Genomic DNA, 16593 nt, shown 5'->3' with positions numbered 1-16593 from the left:
TTTATACTCTATACTCTTTTGAGCCTTGTCGCTTTACCTTTTTCTCTTTATTTCGTCTTTTATTTCTTTCTCTAATTCTTCTTCTAAACCACACCAAATACGATTTTTTAAAATATAAACAAACCCTGCAAAAATGATTAAAAATAAAATAACACGAAAACCGGTTTTTTTACGAATTTCCATATGAGGATCGGCAGCCCACATCAAAAAAGCAGAAACATCGCGCGCATAATGTTCAATGATTTCTGGGGTCCCATCTTCATAAGAAACCATACCATCACTCAAAGGAGGAGCCATAGTTAAAGAATTACCGGCAATAAAATAAGGATTATACCAATAACCATTCGCAATTTTTATCTCCTTCGGTGCCTTCTGATATCCTGTTAAAAGAGCCGTAATATAATCTGGACCAGCTGTATCATAATGAGTCAATACATCAGTAATTAAAGCAGGAAACGGCAAAGATACCCCACGTGCACGTGCCATCAATGTCAAATCTGGAGGATAAGCACTATTCAAAATAAATCTTGCTTCTTCTTCATATGAAAAGGGAGAAGGAAAATAATCCGTTGCAATCCCAGCACGTTTAAAAAATTTTCCTTCTCGATTAGGACCATCGCGCACTTCATATTGCTCCGCCAAAGCTTTGATCTGTTCTTGATCATACCCAAGATCTTTTAAATTGTGAAAAGCCACATATTTTAGCCCATGGCAGCTGGAACAAACTTGTCTATAAACCTTTAATCCGCGCCTTAATTGCGCCTTATTATAAAGCCCAAATGGACCTGAAAAACTCCATTCTTGTTTTTTAGGAACCTGTAAAGGAAAAGAAATAAATCCCTCTTCCTGATCAGAGGCATCACTCGCTAAACTCTGAGCAGAAAAACTCATAGCAACAATAACAACCAGCCCGACAAAAACATTTACCATAGTCTCTTTTTTTTCTGTTTTAAATCTTGCATAATTGAAGAAGGAAGAGAACAATTTTTTTCAAACGCTGGCAAAATCGGCAAAATAACCAAAAAAAATATAAAATAATAAACTGTAGCCAATTGTGTCCATAAAAGAATTTTGTCACTTATTTCTCTTGACCCCAACCAACCAAGAAAAACGATATCAATAACCAACGCCCAAAAGAAAATTTTATAAACAGGTCGATATCTTGCTGAACATATTTTAGAGCGGTCTAACCATGGCACAAAAATTAAAATGCAAATCGAACTGACGAATAAAACAAAACCAACAAAGTTTGAAGAGAAAATACCAATATCAAAAGTTATAGCACGAAGCATCGCATAAAAAGGCAAAAAATACCATTCTGGAACCACACGAAGAGGTGCCTTTAAAGGATCTGCCACACTATAATTTTCAGCCTGCCCCATATAATCGGGCATATAAAACAAAAACCAGGCAAAGAAGATGAGAAAAACAGTAATAGCAAAAATATCTTTGATAAGCGCATAAGGCGAAAATGGAACCGTTTCCTTATCTGATTGTATAGCAAGACCTGTTGGATTGCCTTGCCCAACACAATGAATTGCCCAAATATGCAGCCCCACAAAAAGAAGCAAAATAAATGATAAAACATAATGGAAAACATAAAAACGATTCAACGTTGGTTGTCCTACGACATAACCACCCAGAAGTGTCTCATGCAACCATATCCCCACCAAAGGTATCGTTTTTAAAAGCCCTGCAATCACTGAAGCCGCTGAAATAGACATCATCCCCCAAACAAGCACATAACCAAAAAATGCTATTGCCATCATGATGATATAAATAAAAATACCTGTAACCCATACCATTTCTCGCATATTTTTATAAGAACCATAATAAAGTCCACGTGCCAAATGGATATAAACAGCAATAAAAAAAAACGAAGAGCCTACACAATGCCATGGACGAAAAAGCCAACCAAACTGCCCTTCACGCCGAAATCGTTCACTAGTTTCAAAAGCCAAATGAATATCCGGAACATAATGCATAGCCAAGACAATACCAGTCAAGAGCTGTGATAAAAGCATAATGGTTAAAATACCGCCAAATGTGTAAAAGTAATTAAGATTACGCGGAACAGAAAAACTCACAAATGCATTATAAAAAAAACGAGGAAGAGGAAAACGCTTATCAAACCAACGGGCAAGAGCACTTTTAGGACAATAAGGAGGAAACCTTATCATGACTTTATCCTATTTTGAGCAAAGTATCAGAAAGAAATTGGTAAGGTGGAATAGTCAAATTATAGTTAGCTGGACCTGACCGCACTCTTCCAGCAGTATCATAAACAGACCCATGACAGGGACACAACCATCCTCCAAATTTACCCGATTGCCCAAGTGTTACACAGCCTAGATGCGTACAAAGATTAATAACAATAAGCCAATTTTCACGTCCTTTACCTGCTGAACGCGCAAAATCTGTTGCTTCCTTTTCACCTTCAAGATTAGGATTGCGCGCTTGACGATCTTTTAGAAGTCTCAATTCAGTAGCGCGCGCATCAGCAATTTCTTTTGCCGTACGATTTCGAATAACAACAGGCTGTCCTCGCCACTTTACCGTTACCTCCATCCCCTCTTCAATACCAGAAAGATCAACCTCAACAGAGGAAGATGCCAAAACAGCTTCATCTGGACGCAACTGACGGATAAAAGGCCACACAACCGCTCCCATTCCAACTGCTCCTGCAACAGCTGTTACCAAAAACAGAAAATCCCGCCTCGTTTGCTCACCCATGTCCTTAACTTAAAGAGATACTTTGCTAAAACATTCTTTACCATACCCTCTCCCATTGTACAATGCTTGATCACTCAGTTACCTCAACCATAAAAACATCCCCGTAAAAAACTCCTGCCATTTATATGGTTTATACAAAAAACTGTTTTATAATGATAATTCATCGTTTTACAGAGTGAATGAAATCCCTAAACACCGTAAGTTTTTTTCATTTCAAACCTATTCATATTAATCAATCAAAATTACTCCCCCGCCCGTGAAAATCAGAGATAGCATGTAAATAAACACTTCTAAAGAAAGAAACATAGTCTTGTTATGACCATATCTCAGTAAACAAGTTGAGCTTATCGGTTATTTCTTTAACACATTTACAGCATCTCTCCCTCCCTCAATTCCAACTGGTTGCATGAGTATTTTTTTCGCTCTGTTTTTGCATAAAAAGCATATTTTGTTGATTTTAATTAAAATTGATGATCTAGCCTCATTAAATATCCCACTTTTCAACATAATGAGCCAATTCATTTCATGGATTGCTCAATAAAATGAAGTCCCTAATAGGGAGCTTCTCTCTGATCCCAAACAGACCTGTATACATAACTTTTTCCCTGAAATTTAAAGGGAATAAAAATTAACCGTAAAAAACATGTATTTCTCAAAGCATATTTTTCGAATAAATTGTGGTGCTTCTTTACAAAGTCGGTGGTGCTTCTTTACAAAGTCGAAAGAAAAATCATATTACAGAGAACATGACACTTCATATAGCTCTTTTCCAACCTGATATTGCTGGTAATACTGGAACGATTTTACGTCTTAGCGCTTGCTTTGGTTTACATGTGCACATTATTGAACCTGCAGGCTTTAATCTGTCGGATCGTAATCTCAAACGCGCAGGATTGGATTATCTCGAATATGCTTCCTTAGAACGACACATTGATTGGCAACATTTTATAAGCTCCATGAAACACTTTAAACGCCGCCTGTTGCTTTTAAGTACAAAAGCAAAAACATGCTATACGCAGATATGCTATCAAAGAAATGATGTTTTACTTTTTGGTCGTGAAACAGCTGGCGTTCCCGATTATGTTCATGAAGCGGCCGATTACACATTGAAAATTCCCATGCAACCACAGGCACGCTCTCTAAATCTCGCCATGAGCGTAGCCATAACAACAGGAGAAGCATTACGCCAAATTGGTTATCATGAAAGAAACTGTAACCTATAAAAACATAAATTATCACGAAAAACAATAATACAACATATAAAGAATAGTTAGAGCGTATAATGCCTATTATTTTCCAACAATTAAGTGCTGATAAAATAAACATTTTTTAGTGCCTAGCACATCCATTTCATATCACCTCATATCACCACCTATGAATGATTAAATACTCCTCATAGTAAAAATCCAGTGAACATCCCCCTCTTTATGGTCATACAAGGTGCAAACCGCTATCACTATTCTCTTTATTCGTTCTCATTTTCGAGAATCCTTATCTTTGAGATGATTCATAAGAGACATTTTTCCTCTCTGTAATCATTTTTCCTCACTTGTGGCGTGTAAGGCAATAACTTTGATTGGTGTAATATGAACAGGTTTGAAATAACCTTACAATATTGTGAACTCTTATTTCACATGAATAATGATTATTATAAATTAATATGTTGACTTAAAAAATATAAACAACAGTGAGTTTATAAACAGAAATATTATAAATCAATTTTTTCTAATAGTGCATGACGATCCATTAAAAATCCGCTTTCAATCCATATCATTTCTAGCTCTTTAAGCTTTTTTCCTAAAAGTACACCTTTCGTAAAACCTTTCTTTATTAAATCGTTACCATTAATAGGAAAAGTTGGAATTTGCCATTTTTTGGCAAATTGATAAAGCTTGACATAACCCTCTGCTTTTTGCAAAGCATCACTTTTTTCCAGATGATCAAGATGTGATGCAGCGACAGACAACGATAATTGATCTAAAACTGGCTGTCGTCCATGAAAATAAATCAGTTTTTGCACAAAATGATCAGAACAGTTTTGGTTTATTATTTCTAACTCTGCCCATTCTTTTAATCGCGTTGTTTCCTTAAGAGAAAAACGCAAGCGCTGTGCCATTTCATGAAGACGCATGGGATCAGGAGGAAGAAGGCTTTCTAGCCGTAACAATGGATCAACTTTCCAACCAAGAGCCTGTTCTGTCTTCACCAATGCGTGAATTGCATCAATACCCCATCGTTCTGTTTCAGGAAAAATGAGTGGCAAAATTCTGCTTTGTCGCATCCATAAAAGAGCACGCGTTGGATCAAACGCAGCAAGAAGCTTTTTCATTTCTGCCCAAATACGTTCAGAAGAAAGCTTTTTTAAACCGTGTTTTAAACGAACACATGCCTTCAATCCTTGCACATCAGGTCGCCCTGCTCCATACCACGCAAAAAAGCGAAAAAACCGTAAAATACGCAAATAATCTTCGCCAATACGATCTTCTGCAACCCCAATAAAACGAACTGTTCGGCTAGCAATATCACTCAAACCTCCCACATCATCATAAAGGTTGCCAGCAGCATCACAATAAAGCGCATTTATCGTAAAATCTCGCCGTTCAGCATCTTTTTTCCAATCACGACCAAATGCCACTTTTGCATGACGACCATCTGTTTCAATATCGCAGCGAAGCGTTGTAACCTCATAAGAACATGAATGAGCAACTACTGTTATTGTACCAAAAGCAATCCCTGTAGGAATAGCTTTAAATCCTGCTTCTTCTACACGTGCAATAACCTGTTGCGGCAAACAGGTTGTTGCAATATCAATATCACTAATAGGCTGCCCTAGCAGTTGATTGCGCACTGCTCCCCCTACAATACGCGCCTCTTCCCCCTCCACAGACAAAACACGAAGAAGTGTTTGGATATCACTTTGTTGTAACCACGCAACCTGTTTGAAGTTCTGTCTTATACTCACCCTTTAACCTTTCAAAAATTGTCTTCATTGCTTTAAAAAACTCTCTTCATAAAACAATTTTTTTAAGACATCCCTTATAAAGCACGTCTATTTCTTCCAAAGAAACTTTTCTCTTCTTATATACGAATATAAAAAAACGGCATATGATACTTCATTTCTTCTCATTTTCTGTTACAAACAATAAGATATCCATTATCATGCAGAGAAAATTACCATTTTTGCGACAAACGCCTTAAGGAAGAAATATGAGTCAACATGATCCATCATCCAATTCTATAAAAAAGGTCAATATCAATCATGAAGCTCAAGTCATTATTGATGATATTGATACGGCACACAAAGAATTGGATATTTTACAAAAAGAAATTGACAAAGTTATTTTTGGGCAAAATCAGGTAATCGAATATGCTTTAATCGCTATTTTCGCTGGTGGTCACGCCCTTCTTGTCGGTGCTCCAGGACTTGCAAAAACACGTCTTGTTGAAACATTGGGAACAGTCTTAGGGCTTGATGAAAAACGCATTCAATTCACTCCTGACTTAATGCCATCGGATATTATTGGTTCTGAAATTATGGATTCCGATAAAGACGGTAAACGTTCTTTTCGATACATTCAAGGTCCTATTTTCACGCAACTTCTCATGGCCGATGAAATCAATCGTGCTTCCCCACGGACACAGTCAGCCCTTTTACAAGCTATGCAAGAATATCATGTTACTGTTGCAGGTAACCGTTATGATTTGCCACAACCTTTTCATGTTCTTGCAACGCAAAATCCTCTCGAACAAGAAGGGACATATCCACTTCCTGAAGCACAACTGGATCGCTTTTTGATGCAAATCGATATTGACTATCCTGACCTTACAACAGAACGACGGATTATTTTAGAAACAACAAAAGAAAAAAAATCAAATGCAAAACCAATTTTATCCGGCAAAAAATTGCAAAAAATTCAAAATATCGTTCGCAAAATGCCTCTTTCAGAAAATGTGATTGAAGCTATTTTAAAAATTGTCCGCTCATCTCGCCCTCATAAAGACAATAGCCTTGCTAATACTTATGTTTCTTGGGGACCTGGTCCACGGGCATCACAAGCCCTTTCACTTTGTGTTCGCGCTCGTGCTCTTTATTATGGACGCTTAGCTCCTTCACTTGATGATGTTGAAGCATTGGCCTATCCCGTATTACAACACCGCATGGCTCTTAATTTTTCTGCCCGTGCTGAAGATATAACCGTAAAAGATATTATCAATAACCTTGTGAAAGATGCTCTTTGAATGGCTCTTGGCAAAAAAGTTTTACAAAAGCCTCCATTGTCGCTGGCAAATGAACTGCATAAGGATACTGGCAAAATGCCATATTTCCTTTTACAAGCGCGTCATATCGCTAATACATTGATCACCGGGTGGCATAGACAACGTAAAAGCGGTAATGGGGAAAACTTTTGGCAATTTCGTCCCTATATGGAAGGAGAATCCATTACCCGCATTGATTGGCGTCGCTCAGCGCGTGATGAAAATACGTATCTCCGTGAACACGAATGGCAAACGACACAAACCGTTTGGCTTTGTCCTGATCAGAGCGCATCAATGCATTACTGTTCGCGCTTTTCTAAAATCTCTAAAGGTAATCATGCCACTATTCTTACCCTTACCTTGGCATCCCTTCTTGCACGCAGTGGCGAACATATTGCTATTCCCAACTTAATGTCCCCCACAATGACATCCAATGTCGTAGAACGAATAGCCTTTGCTTTAGAAAATCATTCAGATGAAAATTTATTTCCGGATTTTTCAACGATTACACGCTTTTCACATGTCATTATAATGAGTGATTTTCTCGACTATCCTGAAAAAATCATCCAACATTTAACCGTTTTAACTACAAAACAGGTGACAGCTCATTTAATTGAAATTTCTGATCCCGCAGAAGAAAGCTTTCCCTACACAGGTCACACAGAATTTTTGGATCCTGAAACGAAAGAGAAACATGTTTCCACTAAAGCAGAAGATCTTCGTAAGAACTATTGTAAACTATATCACGCAAGGCGACAAGAATTGGTAAATTTTTGCGCACGCCAAGGATGGTCTTATCACGTTAGTACAACAGATCAACCTTTAACAGAGACCATTTTTCATCTTGCAAATACAATGAGCGACTCTCCATTGCAAAAAAGGAGGGCACTTTGAGTTTTGCTGCTCCCTTTCTGTTACTAGGGCTTTTGTTCCTACCGGTCATTTGGTGGCTGTTGCGGATAACTCCTCCATCTCCGCGTAAAGAGCTTTTTCCTCCTTTTCGCTTCTTACCCAAACCAACTCATCAACAAGAAACAGCAAAACATACACCTTGGTGGTTGCTCTTGTTGCGTTTAACCATAGCGGCACTTGTTATCATAGCTCTAGCACGCCCCACTTGGAATCAAAAACCAATAAGCTTTTCCGGGTCTCAACCCCTTGCACTCATTATTGATAATGGTTGGGTTTCTGTAAAAGAATGGAAACAGCGCATCTCTATCGCTGAAATGCTCCTTGCACAGGCAGAAAAACAGCAAAAAAATATTTATCTTGTTGCAACGGCTGAAAATAATATCTCCAATATAGAGCCCCAACCAGCCAAGATTATAAAACAGCATTTAATGCATTTGCAACCGCGTCCTTGGCCTGTCAACCGCGTGCATGCCTTCAAAAAACTCAGCAAAATAACCAAAGGAAAACCTCTTGATATTGCTTATTTAAGTGATGGATTACAAACAAATGAAGATGAGCAAGCTTTTGCTCTTCTTGAAGAATTAAAACCTAGAAACTTCTTGTGGTATTTGACTGATATTTCCGATTTAACCGGCATAACATCCATAGAAAATAACAATGGAAACATGGGCGCGCGTATTATCCGCTCAACAACACACAGTAACACTCCCGCTATACTCAGCCTCTACGATTCAAATAATCAACTTCTCGGACAATTTACGAACAATTTCTCTGAAGGAGAAACAACAGCACTTGTTCCTTTTAATGTACCACTTGAACTACGCAATGATATCGCTTGGATAAAAATAAACAATCAAAACCATGCTGCTGCAACCTTCTTGGTAGACAGCCATAACAGGATAAGCCGTGTTGCTCTTCTCTCACCCGATACCAATGAAATGGCACAGCCTTTACTTGCTCCATTTTATTACATTATCAAAGCCTTACAAGGTCATACACAGCTTATAACAGCCGGTGGAAGAGAACTTTCAACGGATATTGATCATTTGCTTAAACAAAATCCATCTGTTTTGATTATGGGTGACATTGTTAACATACCCCCAAAAGCAGAAAAAAAACTTTCTGATTTTGTGAATAAAGGGGGAACACTCATCCGCTTTGCAGGAGAAAAACTCAGTAGCGCAGAACATTACGATAACCTTCTTCCGATACCACTACGCCCAGGTCAACGTTCCCTTGGAAGTATTATGTCTTGGACAAAACCACAAAAGCTTGCCCCTTTTGCAAAAAATAGCTTTTTCTTTGGTCTTCCCTTTCCAGGAGATGTTACTGTCTCGCGCCAAATCCTCGCAGAACCAACCCCAGATCTTTTTGAAAAAACGTGGCTTAGCCTTTCGGATGGAACTCCTCTTATTACCGCAGCAAAACGTGGTAAAGGAACCCTCATTCTCATTCATGTTGCTCCTGACCCAACATGGTCTAACCTTCCTCTTTCTGGCTTTTTTGCACAAATGCTGCAAAAATTAATCACATTAGGTTCTAACGAAAACACAAACCTAACACACAGAGAAAAAAGAACAGTGGTACAAAACCCTTGGCGAACTATAGCCGTTGACGGACAATTACAAGTACCACCCTCTGATGTTGTTCCTTTGATCTTTGACTCTCAAAATCCACCCCATCCTTCCTACCATACTCCCCCAGGACTTTATGGTGTCAAAAACGATTTTTATGCACTCAATCTCTTAACTCATTCGTCGCACTTGATGAAACAATCATCATTGCCAACTTCTCTTAATAAAAAACCTTTATCTTACGATACAAAAGAAAAAAATCTTATCGGCCCACTTTTAGGATTAGCCATCTTATTATTCGCCTTTGACAATTTTCTCATTTTATGGATAGGAGATATTTTTTCTTTCATGAAACGGCGTAATATGTTTCTCCTCCCCTTTATAAGTCTTATTGCCTTGTTTTCATATGATCCAACTCTTCATGCACAAACGAAAGAAAATCAATATGATAGTGTACAAGCTGCTGGTGCAACACATCTTGCCTATGTTATAACCAATAATCATGAAATTGATACAACGAGTAAAAGTGGTCTAGAAGCATTAAGTCAATTTATCGCAGAGCGCACAATGCTTACCCTCGGCTCTGTTACAGCACTTGATCTCGATAAAGATGAACTCTCTTTTTATCCTCTTATTTACTGGCCAATTGATGTTAAGAGTCCTATACCAACCCCCAAAAGCCTTGAAAAAATAAATAACTTTATGAAACATGGGGGAACAATTTTATTTGACACGCGCGATCAGATAAAGAGCAATCTTAATCTTGAAGGAGATGCTACTCCAGAAACGCAAAGATTACGAGATATCTTAAAAGAGTTAAATATTCCATCCATTGAGCCAGCATCAACGGATCATGTTGTTGCACGTTCTTTTTATATTATGCCAGATTTTCCTGGTCTCTACCGTGGTTCACCTTTATGGATTGAATCCTCATCAACAAACAAAAAAAATAAAAATTCCCTTGCCAGCGGCGATAATGTAAGTTCTCTTCTCATTACTGCCAATAACTTTGCTGGTGCTTGGGCACTCGATAAAAAAGGGTCATGGAAATATCCCCTTGTTCCCAATGATCCAATGCAACGTCTATGGGCATTTCGTGCAGGTTTAAATATTGTCCTTTATGTTCTTACAGGAAACTATAAAGCGGATCAAGTTCATGTTCCAGCACTCTTGGAACGCTTTAAAAGAGAAAGAAGGCAATGATATCATTTTTCACTTTTCAGCCTTTTTTACCACTCATTTGGATTCTGTTCTTAAGTGGAATATCGATTCTTTTTGTCGTTGTTGGTCTTGTTACGCAACGGCAAGGTTCTTTATTTCGTCTGATGGCATTAAGCGCCCTCATCCTTGCTTTGCTCAATCCAATGATCATAAAAGAACAGCGTGAACCACTGAAAAGCACAGTAGGAATTGTTATTGACCGCAGCAAAAGCCAAACATTTGGAACACGTACAAACGACAGTGATGAAGCGCGCGCGCAATTAACTCAAGCATTGGCGCATTATCCACAATTTGAACCACGCTTTATTGAAGCTGGAAAACTTGCTGATAATCAGTATGCGCCCTCAACGAATTTGTTTGAGGCTTTAACACAAGCAGTATCTGATGTACCGCTCTCTCGTTATGCAGGAACCATTTTTATCACCGATGGACAAGTGCATGACATTCCTGACCTATCAGACCTTCATCATGAAGCACCTCTCAATGCCCTGATTACAGGGCACTCAGATGAATTTGATCGCCAAATCAAGTTTATTTCTCCTCCACGCTTTGCCCTTGTCAACAAACCACAAACGCTCTCCATTTTGGTAGAAGATAAAGGCCCCGCCAAAAAAACAATACCACAGAAAGCAAATATTACACTAAGCGTCAATGGACAAGACATTGGCCATTATTCTGTGACTCCTGGCGTGATTTTTCAAACTGAAATTAGCCTTCCTCATGCTGAAAAAAATATTATCCAAGTTATAACTGATCCACACAAAGGTGAACTAAGCTTTAAAAACAACCGCGCCATAACAATTATTGAAGGAATCAGAGAAAATTTACGCGTTCTTCTTATTTCAGGTGCTCCTTATAATGGAGAACGGACATGGCGAGACCTTTTGAAAGGTGACTCTAATATTGATCTTGTTCACTTTACTATTTTGCGTCCCCCCACCAAAGCAGATAATACGCCCTCAAGCCAATTATCCTTAGTGGTCTTTCCCACAAGAAAACTCTTTGTTGAAGAAATTAATAACTTTGATCTCATCATCCTTGATGGCTACCAGCACTCTACTGTTCTCCCCTTAATCTACTATGATTATATCGCCCAATATGTACAAAAGGGTGGTGCATTGCTGATGGTAACAGGACCTGAATTTACCCAAAAAAACTCACTTGCGAAAACACCTTTAATAAGCATTTTACCGGCATTGCCCAATGGAACTATTATTGAAAAACCTTTTCGCCCCACATTAACCAAAGAAGGTGAGCGCCATCCTGTCACAAGGGGTCTTGCAACACTTAACCTTCCCGCTTCTCAATGGGGGCAGTGGTTGCGACAAATTGCTATTCAAAACATAAATAACGGAATCGCCCTCATGAAAGGAGCCGATGAACAACCACTTTTACTTCTCTCGCATGTTGATAAAGGACGTGTAGGCATGTTGCTCTCTGATGAAAGTTGGCTTTGGGCACGAGGTTTCGAAGGCGGTGGTCCTTATGCTGCTCTTTATCGTCGTATTGCCCATTGGCTCATGAAAGAACCAGAACTTGAGGAAGAAAAATTAAGTGCGACCAGCAGCCATCATCATTTAACAATTCGCCGCCAAACTCTAAAAGACCATCCAGAACCCGCTGAAATAATCTTTCCCTCTGGAAAAAAAGAAAATATTACTCTGACCAAAGAGCAAGAAGGCCTTTTTACTGCAACTGTGACCACTGATGAGACAGGAATTTTTACCATTAAAAATGGCGGTTTAACAATACTTTCTTCTGTAGGGATGCTCGATAATCTTGAGTTGTTTGACTTGATTTCAACACAAGAAAAACTAGCCCCCATTATTAAGCACACTGGTGGCTACATCGGACGTTTACACCCTGAAGGAAAAGAAAACATTCATCTTCCTCCATTTAAGCTGATTCAATCAAAAACAAGTCCGTCCTCTTCCCCAGCACATTCAATTGTTCTGAAAGAAGCAACAGAAACCCGTTTAATCAATACCTTTTATTTTTCGATATTTTCTGGTTTTTTTGCACTGCTTGCTTACCTTTTACTGTTGAGCAGCATGTGGTATTATGAAGGCCGTTAAAAAGTCTGAGATTTCGTATAATAGTTTTAAAATTCAGCTTATCTTTTTACGTATCTACTTGTCTTTTGTAATTAGATAACGTATTGATTTATAACTCAAAATACAGTGGAATTCTCCTTATTTCTAATATCCTCATATTAAAACAATAAAAAACATTCTCTTGCGTATTATTAGAAGAGATGCTGTATGGATAGAAACCATTGAAGAAAAGAGTGAAATACCTCTTATGAATCCTCTTAAAGCAAAGCAAGGATTTTCATAAAATTGGGGGAAAATAGTATGATGTTTTTTATTTGCACCTTGTATAAGTGTAGAGATGGTAGTGTACAGTAAGCCCTATATAGTTCACAGAAGCTTTCCATTATAATATCGAGTACCGTCGTGAAGTTAGCTCAAACGCATTGAGAAATGTTTTTTTACAAATATGTGAATCTACAACACAATGATATTTTATTAGGGATATTCTATTTGGAACATTCCGCTTGAGACGTTCTTTTTTGCAAGCTAATTTTCATTTTACAATCTTTCTTGCCTTTAAGCACTAACTTATCTTATGTTTATTCTTTAAATCGTTTTTAATCCTCTACGAGCTTTTATGTTTTATCTTGCCCATATATCGGATGTACATCTTTCCCCTCTCCCGCAACCTTCCCTTTTTGAACTTTCTGGGAAGCGTCTTACCGGTTATCTGAACTGGCAAAAAAAACGTAAGAGTCAGATGGCAACAGATGTCCTAGAAACTGTAATAGATGCCTTGAACAAAAAAAAACCTGATCACCTTGTGATCTCTGGTGATCTTGTAAATCTTGCTCTCGATAAAGAATTTGTACAAGCTCATCGTTGGCTACTTAACCTAGGAAAACCTCAAGATATTTCTTTAACATTTGGAAATCACGATGCCTATGTCCGCGGCGCTTTACAAAAAGCATGCACTCTTTTTAAACCTTGGATTACAGGTGACATCCCTCAAAAAAGCGTCTTTCCTTATATGCGCATTCGCAAAGATGTTGCCATCATAGCAGCTTCTTCAGCCATTGCGACATTGCCTTTTCAAGCTTCTGGCTATTTTGGTAAAATGCAAGCGCAAACTTTACCGCTCTTTTTAAAGGAAGCAGCACAGCGCAACCTTTTTCGTGTCGTCATGATTCACCACCCCCCCTTTCCAAAGGCAACGTCTTGGCATAAAAAACTACGGGATATAAAACGTTTTCTAGACGTTATCAAATATCACGGTTGTGAGCTTATTCTTCACGGACATACTCATTTACCCACATTGAATTACATTGAAGGACCAATTAAAAAAATTCCTATTGTTGGTGTTCCTTCCGCATCACAAGCTTTTGGTGATAAAAAACCACCCGCAGGCTTTAATTTATTTTCCATTGAACGCTTACAAAATCAATGGCATTGCCAATTACAACGTTATAGCATTATCAATCTTCAAAACGAGATTGCATGTACTGAAACAATTAATCTTTAAACACCTTCATAGTTGCCAAAACAACAAAAAACGAAAATATTTTTATTTCATATTCCTTTGAAAATCATAATTCTTATTTCCCTTTTTCTCCTTAAAAGACAAAGTTTCACCTTCTCTGTCAATAGATCAATTTTTCTCAGACAGTTCCATCTGCTGCCCCACTTATGTGACTAGCTTTTTACAAACTTATCGGTTTTCTTCCTTCCCGCCCTAAAGAACGAAAATTCTACCACATCTGATTTATAAATAATCCGGATTCTTGTCTCACGGGTTCCAGCTGCTAATTGCGCATGTGATTTACTTCACAAAGCTCTACACATAAACCCTGCTTTGAATTTCATCATACACTCCTCCAAAAGCATCTAATGCGTAAAATCCTTATATTATTACAATGATGATATTTTATAGAATAATAGAGAAGCTCATTCAGCGTCTATACCTGAAAATCAATGCCTAAAAAAGCCAAATAATAACTAAAGTATATAATTTCAATAACCCAACCTACTTGTGATTCATAAACAAATGATGTTGATTGATTTATCGTAAATAGATTTGAAATGATCCATTACTATTTCACTCGACATTTATTATCGTACATTAAAAAAGTTATAAAAAATAGTAGATTATATTTCGATAACAGACATAGGTAATAATGTTTTTTATGTCTCAATAAATTCCTAATTTTCTCTCTATTTTTTCCTATAAATCACTTTATAATACTCTTTATAATTATTTTATTATTGAGTTACATTGCGGATGTAATTTTACGTGCTTTAGAATTTTTTTGCGATCTTTTTGTTATTAAATAAAATATTTTACGATACCGCAAAACAGAAAAGTTGATTGTATGAGAGATCTTTCAAATAAAATAAAATGCCATTAGCTTGCCAATTCACATGTTGGTTTTAAAAAGCATCTTTTAAAGCACCAAAACCCATTTCCCGACGGCACCTATGAATGATGTAATGATAAGTCCATTTAGCAACACCATCTTCACGTTTATGGAAAAGCAAGCTAGTATCAAATCTCATACTTTGCCACCCCCTAATGTAGCAACAGCCTTTAGCACTTAAGATAGTTCATAAGAAGCATTTTTATTCTTTCTTTAATGTTTTTTATCTCACGACTCCCCCTCTTTTTGACGTGCAAAAGACATGGTTTTGATTGGTTCAATATAGTATAGGTTTAAAATGAGAAAATCTTATGACACTCGGGTCTCTCACTCAACATGACAAAAAGTAATTTATATTTATAAATCAAAGTATTGTTCGAATAAAATAGTAGCTATTTTGAGTAAAGGATATTTACTAGAACATACCTGAAAAATAAAAGCCTCATTCGAAAATGAGACTTTTGAAGTGTTTTATTCTGCAAAAAATTAAAATTTATAAGCTACACCCACGCGGAAATCATTTGTTTTGTAGCCCATTTCAAATTTATCCTGTATGAACTTCTTTTTGCCAAAATCTGAATAACGATATTCTGCACGCACAATGACATTATCAGTCATTGCAAAATCAATACCACCTCCAAGGGTATAACCAATCATGGTCTTTTTTTCATCATGCAACCAATCAGAAAAATCAACTTCTCCATTTTTGCTATCAGCTACTGCCGCAAAAATATTCTGAAGCTGCGTATAAGCAATCCCTCCGGAAATATAAGGCATCATACGCTCAATCGCAAAACCAACTCTCACCCGTGTAGCACCAGCCCATTTTTGTTTTAAAGTATGACGTACAGCTTTAATACGCCTTGTTGAATCATTCTCCTGCAAATCTCTTGTTAGACTTGTTTCTTCTATAGGTTTTGGTGTTTCTTCAGTTGGACTTTTTTTCGGTAGATTGACATCTTTAGAATCCTTTTTACCAGACCACATAATATCTGTATCAACACCTATAATAAAACTATTATCGATATCAATATTGGAACCCGCATAAACTCCCCCGATAAAACCAGAAAGTTTAGGTAAATTCTCCTTTCCAATTGGATTCCATATCCCTGTCTCATGTTTTAAATAACTTGCAGTTGTTTTACCTGAAAAGTTACCAATCTGTCCTCCAAGATAAAATCCTGTCCAAGACAAAGCAGGCGCTGGAATAACAGGAACAGGTTGTTCAGGAATAACGATATCCGACGCCTGTACTACAGAAATTGAAATTAAAGAAAATAGAGATGTTGAGGCTAAATACTTTGTAATCATAATTGCTCCCCTAAAAGCTAATGTGATACATAAATAATGGTAAATCGTTTCACAATTTTTTGAAAAAATCTATAGCAAAAATGACACAGTTAAAAAATTAAAATTAGTTTTAAATAAAGCTTAAATATTATTTATAAT

The 16593-nt window shown here is 37.3% G+C and carries 12 protein-coding genes; 6 read left to right on the top strand and 6 right to left on the bottom strand.

What is annotated here, in order from left to right:
• Positions 1-33 precede the first annotated feature (33 nt).
• Genes ACFIJW_RS09700 through petA form a run of 3 tightly spaced genes read right to left on the bottom strand, consistent with a single transcriptional unit; the run spans position 34 to position 2733 of the window.
• A complete protein-coding gene (locus ACFIJW_RS09700; protein WP_375634282.1) occupies positions 34-930 on the bottom strand; it encodes a cytochrome c1 in 897 nt (298 codons plus the stop codon).
• Positions 924-2180 carry a cytochrome bc complex cytochrome b subunit gene (locus ACFIJW_RS09695; RefSeq protein ID WP_375634280.1) on the bottom strand — a complete coding sequence of 419 codons (1257 nt, stop codon included), beginning with the start codon at positions 2178-2180 and terminating at the stop codon, positions 924-926. The genes ACFIJW_RS09700 and ACFIJW_RS09695 overlap by 7 nt, the downstream gene beginning before the upstream one ends.
• Positions 2181-2184: 4 nt before the next feature.
• Positions 2185-2733: a ubiquinol-cytochrome c reductase iron-sulfur subunit gene (gene petA / locus ACFIJW_RS09690; RefSeq protein ID WP_375634279.1), complete on the bottom strand. Its 549-nt coding sequence runs from the start codon at positions 2731-2733 to the stop codon at positions 2185-2187.
• Between the two features lie 746 nt (positions 2734-3479).
• Here petA and ACFIJW_RS09685 point away from each other — a divergent pair.
• A complete protein-coding gene (locus ACFIJW_RS09685) occupies positions 3480-3956 on the top strand; it encodes a tRNA (cytidine(34)-2'-O)-methyltransferase (RefSeq protein ID WP_375634307.1) in 477 nt (158 codons plus the stop codon).
• A gap of 485 nt (positions 3957-4441) precedes the next feature.
• Here the strand turns inward: ACFIJW_RS09685 and ACFIJW_RS09680 are convergent, their stop codons facing one another.
• Positions 4442-5695, bottom strand: a complete 1254-nt coding sequence (locus ACFIJW_RS09680) for a CCA tRNA nucleotidyltransferase (protein ID WP_375634230.1) — start codon at positions 5693-5695, stop codon at positions 4442-4444.
• Positions 5696-5940: 245 nt separating this feature from the next.
• Between ACFIJW_RS09680 and ACFIJW_RS09675 the strand changes: the two genes are divergently transcribed.
• The 5 genes from ACFIJW_RS09675 to ACFIJW_RS09655 all read left to right on the top strand — a co-directional run bounded on the left by ACFIJW_RS09675 (position 5941) and on the right by ACFIJW_RS09655 (position 14252).
• Positions 5941-6972 carry an AAA family ATPase gene (locus ACFIJW_RS09675; protein WP_375634232.1) on the top strand — a complete coding sequence of 344 codons (1032 nt, stop codon included), beginning with the start codon at positions 5941-5943 and terminating at the stop codon, positions 6970-6972.
• Positions 6973-7884 carry a DUF58 domain-containing protein gene (locus ACFIJW_RS09670; protein WP_375617591.1) on the top strand — a complete coding sequence of 304 codons (912 nt, stop codon included), beginning with the start codon at positions 6973-6975 and terminating at the stop codon, positions 7882-7884.
• A complete protein-coding gene (locus ACFIJW_RS09665; RefSeq protein ID WP_375634234.1) occupies positions 7881-10679 on the top strand; it encodes a DUF4159 domain-containing protein in 2799 nt (932 codons plus the stop codon). The genes ACFIJW_RS09670 and ACFIJW_RS09665 overlap by 4 nt, the downstream gene beginning before the upstream one ends.
• On the top strand, positions 10676-12772 hold the full coding sequence (locus ACFIJW_RS09660) for a glutamine amidotransferase (protein ID WP_375634236.1): 2097 nt from the start codon (positions 10676-10678) through the stop codon (positions 12770-12772). The genes ACFIJW_RS09665 and ACFIJW_RS09660 overlap by 4 nt, the downstream gene beginning before the upstream one ends.
• Positions 12773-13367: 595 nt before the next feature.
• Positions 13368-14252 carry a metallophosphoesterase family protein gene (locus tag ACFIJW_RS09655; protein WP_375634238.1) on the top strand — a complete coding sequence of 295 codons (885 nt, stop codon included), beginning with the start codon at positions 13368-13370 and terminating at the stop codon, positions 14250-14252.
• 905 nt (positions 14253-15157) lie between these two features.
• Here ACFIJW_RS09655 and ACFIJW_RS09650 read toward each other — a convergent pair.
• Together ACFIJW_RS09650 and ACFIJW_RS09645 are read right to left on the bottom strand one after the other, a co-directional pair.
• The gene (locus ACFIJW_RS09650) at positions 15158-15283 is read right to left on the bottom strand and encodes a hypothetical protein (protein WP_375617587.1); all 126 of its coding nucleotides are present in this window, start codon (positions 15281-15283) and stop codon (positions 15158-15160) included.
• A gap of 347 nt (positions 15284-15630) precedes the next feature.
• On the bottom strand, positions 15631-16455 hold the full coding sequence (locus ACFIJW_RS09645) for an outer membrane protein (RefSeq protein ID WP_375634241.1): 825 nt from the start codon (positions 16453-16455) through the stop codon (positions 15631-15633).
• Between the last annotated feature and the right edge of the window lie 138 nt (positions 16456-16593).

Origin of the sequence: Bartonella sp. MM97QHHN, assembly GCF_042194285.1 — a bacterium.
Lineage (GTDB): Bacteria > Pseudomonadota > Alphaproteobacteria > Rhizobiales > Rhizobiaceae > Bartonella.
This window is presented reverse-complemented; position numbering and strand designations above follow the sequence as displayed.